Origin of the sequence: Streptomyces sp. NBC_01261, assembly GCF_036226385.1 — a bacterium.
In the GTDB taxonomy this organism is placed as follows: domain Bacteria; phylum Actinomycetota; class Actinomycetes; order Streptomycetales; family Streptomycetaceae; genus Streptomyces.
Genome location: NZ_CP108463.1, coordinates 4780741 through 4801604 on the forward strand (window position 1 = coordinate 4780741; position 20864 = coordinate 4801604).

Annotated in this window: 22 protein-coding genes; 5 read left to right on the forward strand and 17 right to left on the reverse strand. The window is 71.1% G+C overall.

Features of this window, described 5'->3' with window-relative positions; translation table 11 throughout:
• Positions 1–18: 18 nt before the first annotated feature.
• The 4 genes from OG226_RS20775 to OG226_RS20790 form a co-directional block, all read right to left on the reverse strand.
• On the reverse strand, positions 19–1188 hold the full coding sequence (locus tag OG226_RS20775; RefSeq protein ID WP_328679912.1) for a helix-turn-helix domain-containing protein: 1170 nt from the start codon (positions 1186–1188) through the stop codon (positions 19–21).
• A gap of 92 nt (positions 1189–1280) precedes the next feature.
• Positions 1281–1763: a helix-turn-helix domain-containing protein gene (locus tag OG226_RS20780; protein WP_328679913.1), complete on the reverse strand. Its 483-nt coding sequence runs from the start codon at positions 1761–1763 to the stop codon at positions 1281–1283.
• 276 nt (positions 1764–2039) lie between these two features.
• Positions 2040–2474: a DUF3017 domain-containing protein gene (locus OG226_RS20785; protein WP_443044934.1), complete on the reverse strand. Its 435-nt coding sequence runs from the start codon at positions 2472–2474 to the stop codon at positions 2040–2042.
• 166 nt (positions 2475–2640) lie between these two features.
• Entirely contained in the window at positions 2641–3495 is an 855-nt protein-coding gene (locus tag OG226_RS20790; protein ID WP_329349689.1) for a bifunctional methylenetetrahydrofolate dehydrogenase/methenyltetrahydrofolate cyclohydrolase, read from the reverse strand.
• Positions 3496–3883: 388 nt separating this feature from the next.
• Between OG226_RS20790 and OG226_RS20795 the strand changes: the two genes are divergently transcribed.
• Positions 3884–4489: an RDD family protein gene (locus tag OG226_RS20795; protein WP_328679916.1), complete on the forward strand. Its 606-nt coding sequence runs from the start codon at positions 3884–3886 to the stop codon at positions 4487–4489.
• A gap of 177 nt (positions 4490–4666) precedes the next feature.
• Here OG226_RS20795 and OG226_RS20800 read toward each other — a convergent pair whose 3' ends face one another.
• From OG226_RS20800 to OG226_RS20810, 3 genes are read right to left on the reverse strand one after another with little or no spacing between them, the layout of a single operon-like run.
• Entirely contained in the window at positions 4667–4864 is a 198-nt protein-coding gene (locus tag OG226_RS20800; RefSeq protein ID WP_329349690.1) for a DUF397 domain-containing protein, read from the reverse strand.
• A 25-nt stretch (positions 4865–4889) separates the two neighbouring features.
• Positions 4890–5084, reverse strand: a complete 195-nt coding sequence (locus tag OG226_RS20805) for a DUF397 domain-containing protein (protein ID WP_328679919.1) — start codon at positions 5082–5084, stop codon at positions 4890–4892.
• Positions 5065–5916: a helix-turn-helix domain-containing protein gene (locus OG226_RS20810; RefSeq protein ID WP_329349691.1), complete on the reverse strand. Its 852-nt coding sequence runs from the start codon at positions 5914–5916 to the stop codon at positions 5065–5067. The genes OG226_RS20805 and OG226_RS20810 overlap by 20 nt, the downstream gene beginning before the upstream one ends.
• Before the next feature lie 109 nt (positions 5917–6025).
• Here OG226_RS20810 and OG226_RS20815 point away from each other — a divergent pair, with 109 nt between their 5' ends.
• Together OG226_RS20815 and OG226_RS20820 are read left to right on the forward strand one after the other, a co-directional pair.
• Positions 6026–6235 (forward strand): hypothetical protein, encoded by a 210-nt coding sequence (locus tag OG226_RS20815; protein ID WP_329349692.1) that lies wholly within the window; start codon positions 6026–6028, stop codon positions 6233–6235.
• Entirely contained in the window at positions 6232–6681 is a 450-nt protein-coding gene (locus OG226_RS20820) for an ATP-binding protein (RefSeq protein WP_328679925.1), read from the forward strand. Before OG226_RS20815 ends, OG226_RS20820 begins: the two co-directional genes overlap by 4 nt.
• Here OG226_RS20820 and purH read toward each other — a convergent pair.
• Together purH and purN are read right to left on the reverse strand one after the other, a co-directional pair.
• A complete protein-coding gene (purH, locus tag OG226_RS20825) occupies positions 6653–8227 on the reverse strand; it encodes a bifunctional phosphoribosylaminoimidazolecarboxamide formyltransferase/IMP cyclohydrolase (RefSeq protein ID WP_329349693.1) in 1575 nt (524 codons plus the stop codon). The genes OG226_RS20820 and purH overlap by 29 nt on opposite strands.
• On the reverse strand, positions 8224–8853 hold the full coding sequence (purN, locus tag OG226_RS20830) for a phosphoribosylglycinamide formyltransferase (protein WP_329349694.1): 630 nt from the start codon (positions 8851–8853) through the stop codon (positions 8224–8226). The genes purH and purN overlap by 4 nt, the downstream gene beginning before the upstream one ends.
• Positions 8854–9150: 297 nt before the next feature.
• Between purN and OG226_RS20835 the strand changes: the two genes are divergently transcribed.
• Positions 9151–9915 carry a hypothetical protein gene (locus OG226_RS20835; RefSeq protein WP_328679928.1) on the forward strand — a complete coding sequence of 255 codons (765 nt, stop codon included), beginning with the start codon at positions 9151–9153 and terminating at the stop codon, positions 9913–9915.
• Between the two features lie 13 nt (positions 9916–9928).
• Here OG226_RS20835 and OG226_RS20840 read toward each other — a convergent pair whose 3' ends face one another.
• Positions 9929–11806: a cell division protein PerM gene (locus OG226_RS20840; protein ID WP_329349695.1), complete on the reverse strand. Its 1878-nt coding sequence runs from the start codon at positions 11804–11806 to the stop codon at positions 9929–9931.
• Positions 11807–11902: 96 nt separating this feature from the next.
• Here OG226_RS20840 and OG226_RS20845 point away from each other — a divergent pair, with 96 nt between their 5' ends.
• Complete coding sequence (locus OG226_RS20845) at positions 11903–13093, forward strand: sigma factor-like helix-turn-helix DNA-binding protein (RefSeq protein WP_328679931.1); 1191 nt, start codon at positions 11903–11905, stop codon at positions 13091–13093.
• Between the two features lie 248 nt (positions 13094–13341).
• Here the strand turns inward: OG226_RS20845 and sucD are convergent, their stop codons facing one another.
• The 7 genes from sucD to OG226_RS20880 all read right to left on the reverse strand — a co-directional run bounded on the left by sucD (position 13342) and on the right by OG226_RS20880 (position 20859).
• On the reverse strand, positions 13342–14226 hold the full coding sequence (gene sucD / locus OG226_RS20850) for a succinate--CoA ligase subunit alpha (RefSeq protein WP_019055633.1): 885 nt from the start codon (positions 14224–14226) through the stop codon (positions 13342–13344).
• Between the two features lie 22 nt (positions 14227–14248).
• Positions 14249–15427: an ADP-forming succinate--CoA ligase subunit beta gene (sucC, locus tag OG226_RS20855; protein WP_328679935.1), complete on the reverse strand. Its 1179-nt coding sequence runs from the start codon at positions 15425–15427 to the stop codon at positions 14249–14251.
• Positions 15428–15823: 396 nt separating this feature from the next.
• Complete coding sequence (locus OG226_RS20860) at positions 15824–16033, reverse strand: hypothetical protein (RefSeq protein ID WP_329349696.1); 210 nt, start codon at positions 16031–16033, stop codon at positions 15824–15826.
• A gap of 80 nt (positions 16034–16113) precedes the next feature.
• Positions 16114–16995, reverse strand: coding sequence for a hypothetical protein (locus tag OG226_RS20865; RefSeq protein WP_329349697.1), 882 nt, complete (start codon positions 16993–16995; stop codon positions 16114–16116).
• A gap of 65 nt (positions 16996–17060) precedes the next feature.
• Complete coding sequence (locus tag OG226_RS20870; RefSeq protein ID WP_329353460.1) at positions 17061–18188, reverse strand: vWA domain-containing protein; 1128 nt, start codon at positions 18186–18188, stop codon at positions 17061–17063.
• A 77-nt stretch (positions 18189–18265) separates the two neighbouring features.
• Positions 18266–18415, reverse strand: coding sequence for a hypothetical protein (locus tag OG226_RS20875; RefSeq protein ID WP_328679943.1), 150 nt, complete (start codon positions 18413–18415; stop codon positions 18266–18268).
• Positions 18412–20859, reverse strand: a complete 2448-nt coding sequence (locus tag OG226_RS20880) for a DUF5682 family protein (RefSeq protein WP_329349698.1) — start codon at positions 20857–20859, stop codon at positions 18412–18414. The genes OG226_RS20875 and OG226_RS20880 overlap by 4 nt, the downstream gene beginning before the upstream one ends.
• Between the last annotated feature and the right edge of the window lie 5 nt (positions 20860–20864).

The following is a 20864-nucleotide window of genomic DNA, read 5'->3' on the forward strand; positions in this document are numbered from 1 at the left end:
AATCCCCACACACGCGGATTACGTGGTGCACCCCTTCTGCCCCGACGCCAGCGTCACGCACGCCTTCGCCTCGCCGGCGTCCTTCACGGCCACCATCGGGGTGTACGCGATGGCGTCGCCGGACGCGGTGATGGTGTCGGTCTCCTTGGCGGTCCCCGCGCTGACCTGCACGGAGTCCCCCGCCACACCCGTGGTGATACGGCCCCAGGCGGCACCGCAGGTCTTGCTGTAGCGGACCTCGACGACGGTCGTCCCGACGGTCGCGGTCTTGGCGGTGGTCACCGCGCCCGCGTCCGTGGTGCACCCCATCGCCTCGGCGTCCTTGCCGGTGCAGCCCGCGCCCACGCACTTCACTCCGGCCGGCAGATCGGCGTTCGTACTGGCGGGCGCCGACGCCGAGGTGTGCGCGGCGCCGGCCTTCTTGTCCGCGCCGCCGCCGTTGTCGGTGAACAGGAACACCGCCCCGATCACGACCAGCACCCCGAGGACCCCGGCGCCGAACATCAGTGCCCGCCGCTTGGCCCCGCCCACTCCCTCGGGCGGCGCGGGCCGGGACGACCGCGAGGGTTCGCCGTACGGGACCGGCGTCTCGGACACCTCGGGCCGCACGGCGGCCGTCTCGGCACCGGCCGGCTTCGGCCTCGAATACCCGGCAATCCCCCACGAGTTGGCGACTTTCGACGGACCTTCCCTTACGTCTTTCGAAGCACCTTCCCCTACGTCACCGTCGGGCGCCGCCGGCTGCGGCGGCACCGTCGGGGACACTCCCGCCGGGCCCGCGATCCCCGGGGTCGCGGTGGCCCTGCCGCCACCCCTACGGGCCGGCTTGCCGCCCTTCGCGGGTGCCGCGGGTGCCGGGGGCGCCCCGAACTCCCCCAGCGCGGCGCGCGCCTGGGAGACCCGGATCGCCTCCATGGTCATGTCGTGCCGCATCTCCGAGCGGCTCCAGGAACGCTCGGCGAGCTCCCACATCGTGGTCAGATGTACGGGATGGGTGCCGGTGACCTCGGCCAGGGCGATGACCGCGCCCTTCGGTGCGAGGAGCCGGCCGTTGAGATAGCGGTCCCAGGACGTCTTGCTGTAGCCCGTGCGGTCGGCCACCGCCGCGATGCTCAGGCCGCTGCGGTCCACCAGCCTGCGCAACTGGCTCGCGAACTCCCTGACCTGCGGATCGAGTTCATCCGGCAAGGCCCTCCAACGAGGCATTGCTTCCCCCCTCTGCCCTGAATCGCCCACGCTAACGCGGTTGTTGGTCGCGTCGTTGCACATCCGCAAACCTGTCAATACATCGACACAAGGGCCGCCACTCCCACAACAGCCGTAAGGAGCATGAAAAGCAACAGCAACAGCGCATACCGGAGCAGCCGTCCACCGGGTTGCCCGTGCCCGCTCTCCGGCTTCTCCGGCGGGGTGTCCCACCACGGCAGGGTCGGATCGTCCCGGTACTCGTCCCCAGCCTGCCCAGCTCCCTCCCCCTTTACCGGAACCGGCTCCGGGCGGGGCCACGCCTGGACCGCCAACTCCCAGCGCACACCGATGCGTTCGGGGTCGACGCCGGCCACCCGGCACAGGGCGACGACGGCCTGCCGGGGCGGCGGCTGGGTGGCGTTGAGATAGCGGTGCCAGGAGGACTTGCTGTACGCGGTGCGCGCGCCGAGCGCCACCAGGCTCAGCCCGGTGCGGTCCTTGAGGAGGCGCAGCTGCTCCACGAAGTGCCGTACCTCCGCCGGGAGTTCGTCCGGCAGCGGCTGCCAGCCGCCCATCGCACCTCCCCGGTGTCCTCGGTGTCCCCTTGCGCCCGCTCCGAGCGAAATGACGACATCGGAAGGGGAACGGTTCCCTCGTCGCCGGGCGGTGCGGAGCGCGTAGCGAAACGGTCACCTCCCTGCCACAGCGCGCCGAGAGGTATTGAGCGGGACCCCCACCGGGCGCCACGGTGAACGCGGACGGCGGCGCGTCCTTGCTCGGGGGAGAGGACGCGCCGCCGTCGTGTGTCGCGAACTGCCGGTCGCCGCCCGCCAGTTACTTCCTACCGGCCGCTAGTTGCTGTTGACCGTGTAGTGGAGCGTGTCCTTCAGATACGGGATCGTCAGCCACGGCTTCGGCTGCGCCATCAGCGCCAGCAGGACGATCGCGACGCCGAGCACGCCGTAGGTGACGATGTCGGTGAAGCGGGAGCGTACGGCGAGCATGCCGACGTCCGGCATGACCCAGCGCAGGACGGCGCCGGCCAGCAGCGCTGCGCCGATCAGCAGGATGCCGTAGCGGAAGACGTCGAAGGCCGTCAGGAGGAGGCCGAGGCCGACCGTGCCGAGGATGGCGAGGATCGGCCACTGGCGGGCCGGGGCCGGGGCGTCACGCGGGGCGGCCCGGCCGCCGCCCTCGGGGCGGGCGGTGTCCCGGGTGAAGAGGGGGAAGCGGCGGGTGGCACGGCGCGGCTTGCCGTCGGCGTCGGGCGCGCTGACCGGGTCCATGACCTCAATGTCGTCGTCCGCGGGAGCTACGGCGGCTACGGCGTCCGCGCCCGTACCGGAGTCCGTCACCTCGGTGTCCTCCACGGCGTCCACACCCTTACTCGGACCGGGGTCCTTGCTCGCAGGGCCTTCAGGATTCTCAGGGCTTTGAGGGCTTTGAGGGCTTTCAGGCGACACTGCGCTCGGCCGCCTCGACCACGTTGACGAGCAGCTGGGCGCGGGTCATCGGGCCGACTCCGCCGGGGTTCGGGGAGATGAAGCCGGCGACCTCGGCGACGCCCGGGTGGACGTCGCCGACGATCTTGCCGTCGGCGTTGCGGGAGACGCCCACGTCCAGGACGGCAGCGCCGGGCTTCACGTCCTCGGGGCGGATCAGGTGGGCGGAACCGGCGGCGGCGACGATGATGTCGGCGCGCTTGAGGTGCGAGGAGAGGTCGCGCGTACCGGTGTGGCACTGGGTCACGGTGGCGTTCTCGCTGCGCCGGGTGAGGAGGAGCGGCATCGGACGGCCGATGGTGACACCGCGGCCGACGACCACGACCTCGGCGCCCTTGATCTCCACGCCGTAGCGGCGCAGCAGGGTGAGGACGCCGTTCGGGGTGCAGGGCAGCGGGGCGGGCTCGTTGAGGACGAGGCGGCCGAGGTTCATCGGGTGGAGGCCGTCGGCGTCCTTGTCCGGGTCCATGAGTTCGAGGATGCGGTTCTCGTCGATGCCCTTGGGGAGCGGAAGTTGGACGATGTACCCGGTGCAGGTGGGGTCCTCGTTCAGCTCACGCACGACCGCCTCGATCTCCTCCTGCGAGGCGGTGGCGGGCAGTGCGCGCTGGATGGACGCGATGCCCACCTGGGCGCAGTCCCGGTGCTTGCCGGCGACGTACTTCTGGCTGCCGGGGTCGTCCCCGACCAGGATCGTGCCGAGGCCGGGCGTGACGCCCTTCTCCTTCAGCGCCGCCACGCGGGCGGTCAGATCGGACTTGATCGCGGCTGCGGTGGCCTTGCCATCGAGAATCTGGGCAGTCATGGACCCATCCTCGCGGATGACCGGGCCTCGATTCCAATCAGGTGCCTCCGCCGCGCCTGCGGAACCTACGAAACGTACGTAATAGGCGGAATCCCGCCGGCATCGGCATGACACCCCCGCAGCGGAGGCGGCGTTCCCCATGGACCTGGTGACCCCGCTCCGCCTCGTCGCCCTCCCGCGCGACACCGCTGAGCAGCTCAGCTGTCGCATGATCCTGACATTGCGCTTACACAACACATGAGGAATGCCGCTGGACAAAATATCGCCCCGAATAGAACGATGAACGCCGCAGTACTGCGGTAGGTGTTGGGGGGCAAACCGCTCATCTCGTGATGTACCTCCGCGCAATCCGCATCGTCCCCGCATTGCCGACGGAGGAAAACCCGCTATGAGTTACGACCCGAACAACCCCTACGGGAAGCCGCAGCAGAACCCCCAGCAGGGCTATGGCCAGCCTCAGGGTCAGCCCGGTTACGGCCAGCCCCAAGGCCAGCCGGGCTACGGCTACCCGCAGGGCGCGCCCCAGGGTGTCCCGCCGCAGCAGGGTTACGGCTACCCGCAGCAGCCCGCGTACCCCGGTTACCAGCAGGACGGTTACGGCGCGACCCCGCCGTACGCGAACTGGGGTCAGCGGTTCCTCGGCACGCTGGTCGACGGTCTCATCTTCCTGGTGCCGTACATCCTGATCATCGTGAGCCAGGGCAAGGGCGTGCTGCTCGCGATCGGCGCCATCGTCATCATCGGCATAGCCATCTGGCAGCTGATCCAGGAGGGCAAGACCGGCCAGACGGTCGGCAAGAAGACGCTGGGCATCCGCCTGGTCCGCGAGAGCGACGGCCAGCCCCTGGGCGTCGGCATGGCGTTCGTCCGCCGCCTCGCCCACTTCCTCGACTCCATCGCGTGCTACCTGGGCTGGCTGTGGCCGGCGTGGGACGCGAAGCGCCAGACGTTCGCGGACAAGGTCTGCGGTTCGATCGTGATCCGCACGCAGTAACTCGCCATCCGCGTGGATGCTGTTGGCCAATCCGGTCAGTGGGCCGGGGTAGCCGTACATAGCTGAGAAAGTGTGACACTTGCGGGAAAAGTGTCACACTTTTTCGGGTGGATGGTGTGGGGGCGGGATTCGCGCACAGCGTCCACCCCGCGTGACGCGGCCCCGACGCCCCTCGGGTCAGCCGACCCACTCCACGAAGGACACCCAGGCGGAGGCGGGGATGAGCAGCGCCGAACCGTCCGGGACCTTGGAGTCACGGACGGGGACGACACCGGCGAGGTCGTCACGGATCTCGACGCATTCGCCGCCGCTGCTGTTGCTGTAGCTGCTCTTACGCCAAGCAGCGGTGCTCAAGTCAGGCCCTGTGCTTGCCATTTCTGTGGTCCTCCAAGGTGGACGGCTAGGCAGTACCGGCCCAGTCGACGAAGGACGCCCACGCGGGAGCGGCGATGAGCAACGCCGAACCGTCCGGGACCTTGGAGTCCCGGACGGGGACGACACCGGGGAGATCGTCACGGACTTCGAGGCATTCGCCGCCAGAACCGTTGCTGTAGGTGCTCTTACGCCAGCTCAAGTCATGCTCGGTGCTTGCCATTTCGGTAGTCCTCTGCCGCTTGCTCGATCATGGTCAGGGACGCGTCTGGCGGTAGCGCCGCGGCCCTGAGCAGATCGTACGACCTGCGGTAGTCCTTCACGAGGGCTGGATAGTCGATCAGTTGACCGCTGTGCAGGCCCTCCGTGTACACCACGGGCGGCGCGTCCGGGAAGGTCATGGTCCGGATCATGCCCATCATGAACGGGTGGGCCGCCGCCGTTTCCGGCAGGATCTGCAAGACGCCCTGATTGCCGTTGATCACCTGCCCGATGTGCTCCAGTTGGACCGCCATCTCCTCGGACGGCAGCAGCGGTTTGCGGATCAGCGACTCGTGGAGCACGCCCCAGAACGACGGACGCTCGTCCCGTTCCCAGAGCTTCGCGCGGTCCAAGCGAGCCGTGACCTGCTTCTCCACGGTTTCCGGCGGCAGCCAAGGCAGCGAGGTGCGGACAACTGCCCTGGCGTAACTCGCTGTTTGCAGCAGCCCGGGGACGAGCATCGGGGCCCAGTCCTCAATTGAGTCCGCGTACATCTCCAACTCCGCGACATCCGCGAAGTACTCCGCATGCCCTGCCTGCTTCGCCTTCCGGGCATCTTCACAACGCCGCTCGAAAAAGCCGTCCGTACCGAGCCGCTTGTCCACGTGCTGGGCGAGATCCAACGGCATTCGCCGCTCACCCCGCTCGATCAGGCTCAGGAACGGGATACCCCGATAGCTTCCCTCCGCCAACTGTTCGAGCGTCAGGCCCGCCGCCTCCCTCTTGAAGCGCAACTCCGCGCCGTAGAAGGAAGGGACATTCGCCGACGCGTCGGTGTCCTTGCGTGGGGGCACAACTCACCACCGTCTTTTGCCAGTTCCCGCGTGCAACCCAAACCACTGCCACGGTACGAGATTCCGCGTCACTCTGTGAGCAATTCGTCACAGAGAGAGGCGTACGGCAATGAGCAGCCCCTACACCCACGAGGCCAACAGCGAAGTGGCCGAACTCCAGGCCGCGTTGAAGGCCAACGGGATCACCCTGCCGTCCCTCGGGCTCGATCTGCCCTCCGTCGTCCAGACCTACGGTCCCCCGCTCGTCGAACTCGGGAACTGCAACCTCGACACCGCAAGGGCCCTCACCGCCGCCCTCCGCAAGGCGGCCGACCGGTGACTCCGCTCGTCCTCGAACTCCTCGCCGCCCCCCAGGTCGTGCCGGAGGCCCGCCGTGCCGTACGCGCGCACCTCGGCGTCCCGTGTCCCGAAGTCCAGCTCTGTGTCAGCGAGTTGCTGACCAACGTGATCCGGCACATCGGCGAGGGCACCCCGGTGACCCTCCGGGTGACGTGCGAGGACGGCCGTACTCGAATCGCCGTCACGGACCCGGAGCCGTACACCTGGCTCGTCGTACGCGCGGCCGGGCCGGACGACGAGAACGGCCGCGGGCTGGTGCTGCTCGACGCGCTCGCGACGCGGTGGGGCGTGGAACAGGGGCCGGAGGGCAAGACGGTGTGGTGCGAACTGCCACCGCCCGAGCCTGCCCCGGCCCCTGTTTCAACTCCCGCCGCGATCCCGGAGGATCGGGCCGATCTCAGTGGAAGAAGTGCCGCGTCCCCGTGAAGTACATCGTGACGCCCACCTTCTTCGCGGCCTCGATGGTCAGCTCGTCGCGGAGCGAACCGCCGGGCTGGACAACGGCCTTGACGCCCGCCTCGGTCAGCACCTCAAGCCCGTCCGGGAACGGGAAGAACGCGTCCGAGGCCGCGAACGAACCCCGCGCCCGCTCCTCGCCCGCCCGCTCGACGGCGAGTTTCGCGGAGTCGACGCGGTTGACCTGGCCCATGCCGACGCCGACGGAGGCACCGTCCTTGGCCAGCAGGATCGCGTTGGACTTCACCGCGCGGCAGGCCTTCCACGCGAAGGCGAGGTCGGCGAGGTCGGACGCGGAGAGCGCGTCGCCCGTCGCCAGCGTCCAGTTGGCCGGGTCGTCGCCGTCCGCCTGGAGGCGGTCCGTCACCTGGAGCAGCACGCCACCGTCGATCGGCTTCAGCTCGACCGTGTTCGACGGACCGGCCGGGGTCTTCAGCACCCGGAGGTTCTTGCGCTTGGCGAGGATCTCCAGCGCGCCCTCCTCGTAGTCGGGCGCGACGATGACCTCGGTGAAGATCGGCGCGACCTGCTCGGCCAGCTCCTTCGTCACCGGGCGGTTGACCGCGATCACCCCGCCGAACGCCGACAGCGGGTCACACGCGTGTGCCTTGCGGTGCGCCTCGGCGACATCCGAACCGATCGCGATACCGCACGGGTTGGCGTGCTTGATGATCGCGACACAGGGCTCGGCGTAGTCGTACGCGGCACGGCGCGCGGCGTCCGTGTCCGTGTAGTTGTTGTACGACATCTCCTTGCCGTGCAGCTGCTCGGCCTGAGCCAGGCCACCGCCGCTGCCGTCGACGTAGAGCGCGGCCGGCTGGTGCGGGTTCTCGCCGTAGCGCAGGGTGTTCTCGCGCTCCCAGGTGGCGCCCAGGAAGTCGGGGAACCGCGACTCGTCGACCGGGGCGTACTCGCTCGCGAACCAGCTCGCCACCGCCACGTCGTACGACGCCGTGTGCTGGAAGGCCTCCGCCGCGAGTCGCTTGCGGGTCGACAGGTCGAAACCGCCGTTCTGTACGGCGTTCAGGACGTCGGCGTAGCGCGCGGGGCTGGTGACGACCGCGACCGACGGGTGGTTCTTGGCGGCGGCGCGGACCATCGACGGGCCGCCGATGTCGATCTGCTCGACGCACTCGTCGGCGGACGCACCCGACGCGACCGTCTCCCGGAACGGGTACAGGTTGACGACCACGAGGTCGAAGGGGGCCACACCCAGCTCGTCGAGCTGCTGCCGGTGGCTCTCCAGGCGCAGGTCGGCGAGGATGCCGGCGTGCACCTTGGGGTGCAGGGTCTTGACCCGGCCGTCCAGGCACTCGGGGAAGCCGGTCAGCTCCTCGACCTTGGTGACGGGGACACCGGCGGCGGCGATACGGGCGGCGGTGGAGCCCGTGGAGACGAGCTCCACGCCCGCCTCGTGCAGGCCGCGGGCCAGCTCCTCCAGGCCGGTCTTGTCGTAGACGCTGACGAGCGCGCGACGGATGGCCCGCTTGCCGCTCTCGATGTTCTCGGCGGTCACTGGATAACTACCTTTCGTCCCTCAATGCGATAGCCGTTGCGGGCGAGCCGCCCCACGACATCGACGAGCAGCGTGCGCTCGACTTCCTTGATGCGCTCGTGCAGAGCGCTCTCGTCGTCCTCGTCCCGGATCTCGACCACGCCCTGAGCGATGATCGGCCCGGTGTCGACGCCGTCGTCGACGAAGTGGACGGTGCAGCCGGTGACCCGGGCGCCGTACGCGAGCGCGTCCCGTACGCCGTGGGCTCCCGGAAAACTGGGCAGCAGGGCGGGGTGCGTGTTCACGACCCGGCCGCCGAACAGGGCCAGGAACTCCTTGCCCACGATCTTCATGAACCCGGCCGACACGATCAGGTCGGGCTCGTGGGCGGCGGTCGCCTCGGCGAGGGCCGCGTCCCACTCCTCACGCGTCCCGAAGTCCTTCACCTTGCACACGTAGGTGGGCAGTCCGGCACGCTCGGCACGGGCGAGGCCCTCGATGCCCTCGCGGTCCGCACCGACGGCCACGATCTCGGCTCCGTACGCCTCGCTGCCGGCGGTCTCGACGGCGTCGAGGAGCGCCTGCAGATTCGTACCGGATCCGGAGACCAGCACGACGAGGCGCTTGGCCACGGGCTTGGCGGCCACGGCGGGGCCCTTTCTCGGGGGAGCATGTCGTCAGGCCGACTCGTGCGTTCATACGAATGCTTCGCGCCCCGGGATACGGGGAAGTCTACGAAGCGGCCGACCGTCAGCAACGATACCGGCACACCGGACAGCCCCCACGGGACGGGGGCGTGGCCGGAAGGTAGCGTCTGCGGAGAGCGGGTTCGGGAACGCGGTTGTCGTGCGACGCGTTCTCGGAGTGACAGCTCGTGAAATGTCGGCTCGTGAAGTGACAGTTCATGTCCGAGACGTATCCACCAAGGGGAAGACGCTCATTTGATGCCGGACCGCAGTCTGCGACTTCTCACGTTCCCGCCGCAGTCGGTGCTGCTCCGGGAGCGGCCTTCGTCGCCGCCCGACGCGCCCTCGGACGGGAAGAGCGGTGCGGGGCAGGACGACAATCCCTTCGCGCCGCCGCCCGAAGGCACCCCGGACCGGCCGTGGCAGCCGCGGCGCCCGGAGGCCGGCGAGGACGGCGACGCCCCGCAGGGTGACGGCGGTCACTCGCCGTGGGGCAGTCAGTGGAGCGACCGGCAGCCTGGGCGTTCGTCGGGCAACTTCGGCGACCGGCCCGGCGCCCCCACCGGACAGAGCGGCCCCGAAGGACCGGGCAACGGCGGCCCCGGCCAGGGCGGTATGCGCTGGGACCCGACGGACCCGGCCCAGCGCCGCGCCCGTTACGCCCTGCTGAGCGGTATGTGGGCCTTCTTCTTCGCCCTCTTCAGCTGGCCGTACGTGGCCCTGCTGCTCGGCGCGCTGGCCCTCTACTGGGGCGGCAGCGCCCTGCGCGCCAAGTCCCGCACGCCCGACCCGGACACCCCGGCGGTGCCCGAGACGCAGGCCCGCCCGCAGACGACGGCGGCGATCAGCGGCCTGGTCACCGCCTCCCTGGCGATCGCCCTGGTGGCCGCGATGTTCGCCGCGCAGCTCGCCTACAAGGACTACTACACCTGCGCCAACGACGCCCTCACGAACGAGGCGAAGCAGTCCTGCAACCAGTTGCTGCCGAAGGAGCTGCGGGGGTTCCTGGGTACCGCCAACTGACAGACGGCACCGGTCAGTTCGGCCCCTTCCTATCGGGCGGTTCCGGCTCGTCCGCGTGTTCCGACGGCTCGGGCTCAGGTGGCGTGGACGCCTCCCTCAAGGCCGCCCAGCGGGCCTCGCGGGAGGCGTCGTCGTACCAGGGAGTGGGCGCCGGCTCCGACGGCACGTCGACGGGCAGGAAGTCGTACGGGTCGAACGTGGGGTCGTGGTCGTAGGCGATGTACGGCTGGTCGACGGGAGCCTGCGCCGGTACGGGTACCGGGACCGGCTGCTCCGCCTTCTTCGGCTTGCGCGCGAACCAGCCCCGGCCGACCACGAGCGGCCTCCGGAACCAGCGTTCAGAGTCACCCGTGACGGAAGTGGGCACGGAGGCAGGGGCGATCTCGCCCTCGCGCGGCTTCCCGATCGTCGACTTCCCGACCGTCGGCGTGGGCACCCGGCGCTCCCGCAGCCGCCACGCCCGCGACCCGAGCGCCGTAGGCACCGCCACCGCCGCGATCCACGCCAGCGCCGCTCCCCCGGTCTGCCACCACACCGGCCCGAACCGAGCGAGCGCGGCACTCCCGAGCGGCCCGCCGGACAACTCCGCGAGCAGACCCAGCACTACGGCGCAGAGCGCGGCGGCGAGCAGGACGGTGGCGGCGGTGCGGCCCTGCGCCCAAGGGGCCTGCGCGGAGGGGGCGTGGGTGGAGGGGCCATGCGCGGAGAGGGCGTGCGGCGGCTGTTGGCGGAGTCCGGCACCGGCCGCCTTCCGCTTCCGCTCCTCCGTCAACTCGCCCGCGCTGTCGCCTCGTTGGCCGGCCGTGCCGCCTACCGCGACCCGTGCCACGAACCACCCGACCATCACCCCGGCCGCCACCGGCACCAGCCCGGCGAGCCAGTTCAGCGGGGTTCCGGTGCCCGCGTCCGGGACCGCCGCGAGGAGCGGGAACGGCGGGAGGAGAGGGGCCGGGGCCGAGGAGAGCGGGGCGACCGTGTGGTGGACGCCGAGCGCGAAGCCGGGGCCGAGGCCGTAGGAGGCGGACCACACCGCCGCGTTCGGGATCAGCGCGAGGCAGAGCAGCAGGACGGCGAACCGGCCCGACAGACCCTCCGTCAGCTGAAGGAAGGACATCCGGGCGGCACCGCCGTGCCAGGTCAGCGACGCCCCGAGCAGCAGCGCGCCGCCTCCGACGAGCACCGCGGTGCCGAGTCCCGCGGCGCGGACCACGGTGCCGATACGAGCCCTCGACTCACGGGCCTCCGGGCCGAGGACGAGCCGTCGCAGCCCGGCCGGCAACAGGATCAGCACACTCAGCACGGGTTCGCGCGGACGCCCGTACGCCGTCCACACGCCGGAACCGGCCGCGCCCGCGGCGAGCAGCGGCAGGCAGACCGCCGTCCAGCTCCAGGAGGGGGAGAGTTCGCCGCCGGACGCGTAGAGGGCGGCGGCGGTGCCCACGGCGAGGTAGCCGAGGGCGACGCCGGTCCAGGCGGTGCGGGCGGCGATCAGGGGCGGTGCCTCGGCGTCGTCCTCGCCGGTTTCCCCGCCCAGCACCGCGTGCCGGGCGGCCCGGTGCAGCAGCCACAGCGGCAGGGCGAGGAGGAGCAGCGGGGTGACGCCCACGGGGGCGGGGACCCCGGAGAGGGTGTCGGCGCGGACCAGTTCGACGCCGTGCGCGAGGAGCCACAGGGCGGCTGCCATGTGCAGGGCGCCGCCGGGTCCGCTGTCGGGGTACGGCGAACTGATCCACAGCACCATCACGAGCACCGCGAAGGAACCGAGCCCGAGCCCCGCCGCGACCGCGCCACCCAGGAGGCTGGCGGCCAGTCCGGGGGATCGGTCGCGCATCCGGGTGAGCAGGGGCGACAACAGCGCTCGGCGGTGGGTCATCGGCATCACGCCCGCCATGCTCCCAACGACACGCGCTTTCTCGTCGTAACAGGCGAACCTCGGAAGTGTCGCTCAATATACGTTTATGTACTTTTTCGTACGAAGGGGCATCCGGTGACGCAGAGCCCCGCATCTCCGATCCCTCCGCCCAAGGAACGCCGACGCCTGCGCGAGGCGGCGTCCCTGACGCAGGCTCAGGTCGCGACACGGGTGGGCGTCAGCCGCGAGACGGTGCGTTCGTGGGAGACCGGCCGTACGACACCACGTGGCCGGAAACGGGAGGCGTACGCGAAATTGCTCATCAGCCTGGGTGAAGAAGAGACCGTGACGGAGCGGCAGCGGGAGCAACTGGAGCCACAGGCCGAGGTGGCCGAGGTCAAGGTGGCCGAGGCCGAGGTGGTGGAGATCGAGGTGGTCGAGGTCGAGGTGGTGGACGACACCGCCGTGCTCGAACCCGTCCTCGTCCCCGCTCCCGTCCCGGTATCGACCGAGGAACCGTCCCGCGCACCCCTGACGCCCGCTCAGGCCTTCGACGCGCTCTACGCGTTCTGCGCACCCGCCCTCGTACGGCAGGCGTATCTGCTGACCGGGCGGCGCGAGTTGGCGCGGGAGTCCGTCGAGCGGGCCTTCCAGGTCGCGTGGCAGCGCTGGCCCGAGGTGGCGGTCGACCGCGACCCGGCCGGCTGGGTGCGCTCGGTGGCGTACGAGCACGCCCTCTCCCCCTGGCACCGGTTCCGCCCCAGATACCGCCACCCGGAGCCCCCGCCCCCGGACGCCGCCGACCGTGCCCTGCTGACCGCCCTCCTCAAGCTCCCGCCGTCGTACCGCCGCACGCTTCTCCTCTACGACGGGGTCGGGCTCGGTCTCGCGGAGACCGCGGCGGAGACGGAGGCGAGTACGCCGGCGGCGGCCAACCGGCTGCTGCACGCGCGCGAGGCGCTCGCCGCGCAGCTTCCGGACCTGTCCGACCCGACCGAACTTCATCGGCGGATGACTGAACTCGCCTCCACCGGGCGGCTGCACGCGGCCAAGCCGCCGACGGTTCGGTTCGTGGGCGAACGGCGGACCGTGTTCTGGACCCGGGCGGCGATCGCGTTCACCGTCGCGATCATCGGGGCGACGACGTTCACGCTGCGGGTTGCGCCCACGCATTACGAGCCGCCGGTGCCGTTGGGGGAACGGGTGGAGGGGGTGCCTGCGCGGGTGGTGCAGGGTTCCTTGTCCGAGGAGGAGGTGGCTCTGCGGGACCGTCTCCGGAACGGGATGACCAGCGGCCCGGAGAGGCTGGCACCGCTGGGTCGGTAGATCGTCGGCCGCGGGCCGGTGGGGGCTGGTCGCGCGGTTCCCCACGCCCCTAAAAGACGACCCCGTTTCAGCCGCCCTGCCTTAAGGGGCGCGGGGAACCGCGGCCCCTTAAAAACGCGGGCCGGCCCATGTCTTTAGGGGCGCGGGGAACTGCGCGACCGGCCACGACGCGCCCGCAGACGACCGACAACGCGTCGATGGGCCCGCCCCCACACGGGAACGGGCCCATCGACGTGAAGCAGGGTGAATCAGCCGGCCAGGATCTCGCGGGCCAGCTTCGCCGTCTCGGTCGGGGTCTTGCCGACCTTGACGCCGGCGGCCTCAAGGGCCTCCTTCTTCGCGGCGGCCGTACCCGAGGAACCGGAGACGATGGCACCGGCGTGGCCCATCGTCTTGCCCTCGGGCGCGGTGAAGCCCGCGACGTAACCGACGACCGGCTTCGTCACGTTCTTCGCGATGAAGTCCGCGGCCCGCTCCTCCGCGTCGCCACCGATCTCACCGATCATCACGATCAGATCGGTGTCGGGGTCGGCCTCGAAGGCCGCCAGCGCGTCGATGTGGGTGGTGCCGATGACGGGGTCGCCACCGATACCGACGGCCGACGAGAAGCCGAGGTCACGCAGCTCGTACATCATCTGGTACGTCAGCGTGCCGGACTTCGAGACCAGGCCGATACGGCCCGGCTTGGTGATGTCGCCCGGGATGATGCCGGCGTTCGACTGACCCGGGGTGATGAGACCGGGGCAGTTCGGGCCGATGATCCGGGTCTTGTTGCCCTTGGCCACGGCGTACGCGTAGAACGCGGCCGAGTCGTGGACGGCGATGCCCTCGGTGATGACGACCGCGAGCGGGATCTCGGCGTCGATCGCCTCGACGACGGCGGCCTTGGAGAAGGCCGGCGGTACGAAGAGGACGGACACGTTCGCGCCCGTCTTCTCGATCGCCTCGGCGACCGTGCCGAAGACCGGGATCTCGGTGCCGTCGACGTCGACGGACGTGCCGGCCTTACGGGGGTTGACGCCACCGACGATGTTGGTGCCGTCGGCCAGCATGAGCTTGGTGTGCTTCATGCCCGTGGAGCCGGTCATGCCCTGGACGATGACCTTGCTGTCCTTGGTGAGGAAGATAGCCATGGCTGTGTCTGTCCCTCTTCCCTTACTTCGCAGCCGCGAGCTCGGCGGCCTTGTCGGCCGCGCCGTCCATGGTGTCCACACGCTGGACCAGCGGGTGGTTGGCGTCGGAGAGGATCTTGCGACCCAGCTCGGCGTTGTTGCCGTCGAGACGGACGACGAGGGGCTTGGTGACTTCCTCGCCCTTGTCCGCGAGCAGCTGCAGCGCCTGCACGATGCCGTTGGCGACCTCGTCGCACGCGGTGATGCCGCCGAAGACGTTGACGAACACGGACTTGACGTCCGGGTCGCCGAGGATGATCTCCAGGCCGTTCGCCATCACGGCCGCGGACGCGCCGCCGCCGATGTCGAGGAAGTTGGCCGGCTTCACGCCACCGTGGTTCTCACCGGCGTACGCGACGACGTCCAGGGTGCTCATGACGAGACCCGCGCCGTTGCCGATGATGCCGACCTCGCCGTCGAGCTTGACGTAGTTGAGGTTCTTCTCCTTGGCGGCCGCCTCAAGGGGGTTCGCCGAGTCCTTGTCCTCAAGTGCCGCGTGGTCCGCCTGGCGGAACTCGGCGTTCTCGTCGAGGGAGACCTTGCCGTCGAGCGCGATGACGCGGCCGTCGGCGACCTTCGCGAGGGGGTTGACCTCGACCAGGAGGGCGTCCTCCTTGACGAAGGTGTCCCACAGCGTCACCAGGATCTCGGCGACCTGCTCCGCGACGTCGGCCGGGAACTTGGCCTGCGCGACGATCTCGCGGGCCTTCTCGATCGAGACGCCCTCGTTGGCGTTGACCGGGACCTTCGCGAGGGCCTCGGGGTTCTCCTCCGCGACGACCTCGATCTCCACGCCGCCCTGGACGGACGCCATGGCGAGGAAGGTGCGGTTGGTGCGGTCGAGGAGGTACGAGACGTAGTACTCCTCGACGATCTCGGGCGCGGTCTCGGCGATCATCACCTTGTGGACCGTGTGGCCCTTGATGTCCATGCCGAGGATGTCCGTCGCACGCGCGACGGCCTCGTCCGGGGTGGCGGCGAGCTTCACGCCACCGGCCTTGCCACGGCCGCCGACCTTCACCTGGGCCTTGACGACGGACTTGCCACCGAGCCGCTCGGTGGCTGCGCGGGCCGCCTCAGGCGTGTCGATGACTTCACCGGCCAGCACCGGTACATCGTGCTTGGCGAAGAGGTCCCTCGCCTGATACTCGAACAGGTCCACGCGCTTCCGTCCTCAGTGATATCGCGGTTCGTTGGATGCGTGGGCGTGCCGCGAAGGGCAACGTGACGTCCGCTGTCACAAGGGAGGCGCACACGGTGACCGAGCGCGCGGCATGTCCGTCTCGCAGGTTATCGCTGCTTGCAGGGGGCCCCTAAATCGAGGGTCACACCTGAGCGGTGATACCTGTCACATGATGCCGGTTCTTGTGACACGGAGTGCCGCGGGCGGGACGTTCGGGCAGGTCGTCCGGGTGGGTGCGTGATGGGTCGGTGGGTGGATGGTTCGGGCGGGGCCTCACCGGGTTGGGGTTGGCCCGGCGAGGCCCCCTACCGCGAGACGCGCTCCGGACGGACCGACGGCGTTCGGCCGTCCGGGGTCACTGCCTCACGGAGTCGGTCACTCCCAGTGCCGGGCGCGGCGCGGCTGCGCGGCAGGGCCTCTCCGGGCGCGAACAGCGCGTGCGGCCCAGGCGCCCTGGATGGCCGCGGCGGCCCTGACCCTGGACTCCCTCGGGACGGAGACGTGGGCGTCGACGAGGCGTCGTCGGAGTTCGGCGGGGGTGGGGTCGGCGTTCTGGTTCATACGGGTGCCGGCGTTCGTGCTCATGCGTGCGTCTGTTCCTCAGGGATTCCGGGGCTGGAGACATGGCGGCGTTCCGGGCAGCTCAACTGCCTGAAAGGCCCTGCCTAGCCCGGGAAAACGGGAACGTCCCGGTACCTGTCCCGCGTCTCGCCCACGTCCGCACGCGCGGCGGCACCGGGCACGATCCGCACCGGCACCAGGCTGTCCAACGTCACGGCATGCGCGTCACAGTGCCGCGACGACCCGTTGTCCGCGCCGTTCGGGTCACCGGCGGGCGCTTGCTGCCGGGCGGGAGCATGTCCGGCGGAGGGCGACGGAGCGTGCCCTACGACCGCATGTCCTACGGCGCCGAGCGCATCGGCGGTGTCCGCGGCGAAGCGCGGCCCGTACGTGGCCCCCACGCCCACCGCCGCCTCGGCAGGCCTCGCATCCGAACGATGCCCACCGCCCGAAGACCGCGGGGCGGACCGGACGGGCGTCGATACCGGCGCGGGCGCGGTGTGCGCCGGAGGCGTCGGCACCGGGACCACCGGCTGACTCGGCGCTGCGGGGACCGAGGGTGGCGTGGGCAAGGTGGGCAGCGTGGGCAAGGTGGGCAACGGAGGTGCCTCGGCCAACACCTCGGTCAGCGTCTTCGCCACCACGTCGCTCACGGGTCGCACGACCCGCTCCACGGTGTCCGAGACGGGAGCCAGTACCGGAGCCGGCACCGGGGCGAGAACGGGAAGCTGAACCGGGGCCGAGGCCGGAGCCGCAGCCGCAGCCGCAGCCGGAACAGGCTTGGCCACCGAAGCCACCACCGGAATCACCGGCCGCTGCCCCGTGTCCCCGTCCGCCGCCTGCGCCTGTCCCCCGAAGACAACGCCGAGCACGAACAACCCGCCTACCAGCAGGACGACTTGAAGCACCCGTTGACGCACACGCCGCCCAACCGCCGTACGCGTCACGCGCAGGGCGGCACCGGACAGTGCGGCGGGCCAGTTCATGAGGCGACGATCCTTGCACGGGCCGCCCTACGACGCACAACCCCCCTGTCCCCCAGGCCAGTTCATCACGCGGTGTCCGGTATCGGCAACGGCCGCTTCTCGATCGCCGCCGCCATCACCTCCGGGAACAGGTCGGGTGTACAGGCGAAGGCCGGCGCGCCCAACGCGGCCAGCGCGGAGGCGTGTTCGCGGTCGTAGGCGGGCGTGCCCTCGTCGGAGAGCGCGAGCAGGGTCACGAACTGCACCCCCGACGCCTTCATCGCCGCGACCCGCTTCAGCATCTCGTTCCGGATGCCCCCTTCGTAGAGGTCACTGATCAGCACGACCACCGTCTCGGCGGGCCGGGTGATCTGCGACTGGCAGTACGCGAGCGCCCTGTTGATGTCCGTACCCCCGCCGAGCTGGGTCCCGAAGAGCACGTCCACCGGGTCGTCGAGCTGGTCGGTGAGGTCGACGACCGCCGTGTCGAAGACGACGAGCCGGGTGTTGATCGACCGCATGGACGCCAGCACCGCCCCGAACACGGAGGCGTAGACGACGGACGCCGCCATCGACCCGGACTGGTCGATGCAGAGGATGACCTCCTTCTTCACGGACTGGGACGCGCGCCCGTATCCGATCAGCCGCTCCGGCACGATCGTCCGGTACTCGGGCAGGTAGTGCTTGAGGTTGGCCGCGATCGTGCGGTTCCAGTCGATGTCGTGGTGGCGCGGCCGGTTGATGCGGGCGCTGCGGTCGAGCGCGCCGGTGAGGGTGGCCCGGGTGCGGGTGGCGAGCCGCTTCTCCAGGTCCTGGACGACCTTGCGGACGACCGCCCGCGCCGTCTCCTTCGTGGTCTCCGGCATCGCCTTGTTGAGGGAGAGCAGCGTGCCGACGAGGTGCACGTCGGCCTCGACCGCCTCCAGCATCTCCGGTTCGAGGAGCAGTGCGGACAGCCCGAGCCGGTCGATGGCATCCCGCTGCATGACCTGGACGACGGAGGACGGGAAGTACGTCCGGATGTCCCCGAGCCAGCGCGCGACGGACGGCGCCGACGCCCCGAGCCCCGCCGAACGGTCCTTCGCCGCCCGCCCCTTGTCCTCCCTGCCGTACAGCGCGGCCAGCGCCCCGTCCATCGCGGCGTCCTGCCCGGACAACTCGCACCCGGTGCCGTCGGCCGCACCGCCCCCGAGCACCAGCCGCCACCGCCGCAACCGCTCCTGGTCGGGCTGTCCGGGCTCCGCGACCCCGCTGACCGCGACCGCCTCGGCCGCCCCGGTGGTCCCCGTACTCACCCGCGCACCCCCGTACGCAGCCCTTCCCACAGCGGTACGACCCGCACGCCCTTCGCCGGGCCGCCCTCGGCCCGCCGCCCGCGCACGCCCTCGCCCGCACCCGGCGTCTCCGGCTTCCCGCCGCCCTGCCTGCCGTTGTTCGTCATCCCGCCACCCCCACAAGTTCGTTGTCGTCCAGCCCCAACAGCAGCCGCAGCACCGGCACCACCGCGTCCGCGCGCCCGGCGTCCAGCTCCGCGCCGAACCCGGGTATCCCGGCCACCGTCGCCGTCGTACCCACCTGCTTCCCCGGACCGCGCCGCACCAACTCCCCGAGTGTCCGGCGCACTCCGGGCTCGTACGACGAGAACGTTCGCCTCAGCAGAGGCAGTACGTCCGTGAACGCCTCCGCCGGCACCCGGGTCAGCCACGCGTCCACCAGCCCGAGCAACCGCTCGTCGTGCACGAGGAGCAGTCCGCCCCCGCCGCCGACGAACCCCTCGATCCACGCGGCCGCGTCCGCCGGAGGTGTCCCCGGCGAGAGCACGAGCCCCATCAGCCGGGCCGCCTCGTCCGCCCCCAACTCCCCTTCGTCCAGGAGTAGTCGTACGGCCCGCCCGCGAATGACACCGGGGATGGTGTCCCGCGCGGAGAGCGTGCGGAGCACCGCGCGCCAACGGTCCCGCAGGTCACCGTGCCCGGGGCCGGGGCCAGGTGCGTCGCCCTGTCCAGGCGCGGAGGTGTCACCGTGCCCGGGGCCGGAGGCGTCGCCCAGCAGAGCCACCGCCCCATGCACCGCGTCCACATGCCGCCGCATCTCCTCCGCGGCATCGGCGTCGAGGGCCGCGCAGGCCGGGGGCAGGCCGACGAAGACGCGCTCGGCGAGGCCCGCGGCGACCTCCGTCAGCGCTCCGGTGTCGGTGCCGCGCACGTCGCCGTAGCGCAGTGAACGGACCAACGCGGGCAGCGCCTGGGCGAGATGGCCGACGTCGGTGTCGAGGGCCGCGCGGTCGGCGAGGACCTTCATCACCACCGGCAGCGCGTCCGGCAGTTCGGCCAGCAGGCAGTGCTCGGCGAGTGCGGTGACGTCGGCGAGGCCGGGCGCGCCGATCGCGTCCGCCTCCGCCTTGGCGGTCGCCGCCGTGAGCACGGTGGTCCCCCACACCCCCGCCTCGGCGACCCGCACCGCCAACTCCGGTTCCCAGCGCAGCCGCCAGGTCTCCCGGAACGTCCCCGTGCTCCCCCGCGACGCGGTCGGCTCGCCCCAGTCGATACCCAGCAGCCGCAGCCGGTGCAGGAGCCTGCTGCGCCCGGCGTCGGTCTCCTTGCGCAGGTCGAGCTCCAACTCCCGCTCCAGCGCCTCCGGTTTGATCCGCAGCCTGCGCTGCGACCGGTCGAGGTCGCGCTGCAACGGCACGGCGGGCGCCCCCGGCGGCACCTCGCCCAGCACATCCCCGACCACGAGCCGGTCGCGCACCAGCGCCAGCGGGATGTCCGAGCCCTCGCACATCACCGCGCGCACCGCGTCGGTGGTCTCCCCGAGCCCCGGCAACGGCCGGCCGCGCATCACCGCGAGGGTCTCCGCCAGCCGTACGGCCTCGATGACATGGGCCGGGGAGACGATCCGGTCCTCCTCCCGGAACAGTCCCGCCACCTTGGTCATCCACCGCTCGACCGGCCGGTCCGGGGCGCCGAACAGATGGCCGTACCAGCCCGGCGAGTCGATGCCCGCGCCGTAACCGCTGGCCCGCGACAGCCTGCGGTGCGTCCACGGCACCCAGGTCAGATCGACCTTGACCTTGGGCAGCCCCTTCAGCAGCGCACGATCCGCGGCGACGGCCGTCCTGCGCCGCAGCGCGGGCACATGCCAGGCCCCGCACACCACGGCCACGTCGTCCTCGAACTCCCGCTGCGCCGCCCGCACTTGGAGCCGCATATAGGCCTCACGCACGAGATCCCGCTCGTGCCCGCCGACCCCGTACGTCTCGCGCAGCGCCCCCATGGCCTCCTCCAGCGCGGTGAACGGCGCGAACGCGTCCCGCTCCCCCACACCCCGGTGCTCGACGACGTCCTCCCACCAGCGCTCGGGATCGTCGTAACCGGCGGCCTCCGCGAGGACGGCGAGGGGATCGACGCGGAGGTCGGAGCCGGAGGGCTCCGGGGCAGAAGAGGACTCGCTGGACGGGTCCTCGGCAGTCGGGGTCTCGGCAGTCAGGTCCGGCGGCTGCTCCTCCCCCGTCAACTCGCCCTCGGCGTCGTCCTTCCCCCACGCCAGCGTGTGCGCCGCCGGGAGGTCGATGAAGCGGGCCGGGACCTCGCGCTCCAGGGCCCAGCGGATCGCGACCCATTCCGGGGAGAACTCGGCCAGCGGCCAGAAGGCCGAACGGCCCGGCTCGTCCACGGCGTGGCCGAGGAGCGCGACCGGCGGCCGCATGTCCTCGTCGGCGGCCAGCGGGATCAACACGTCGGCCTCGGGCGGCCCTTCGATCAGTACGACCCGCGGTCGGGCCGCGTCCAACGCCGCACGCACGGCCCGCGCCGAACCGGGCCCGTGATGCCGCACCCCGAGCAACAGCGGCCCCGCGCCCCGGCCCCCCTCAGTACCCGCCACTACGC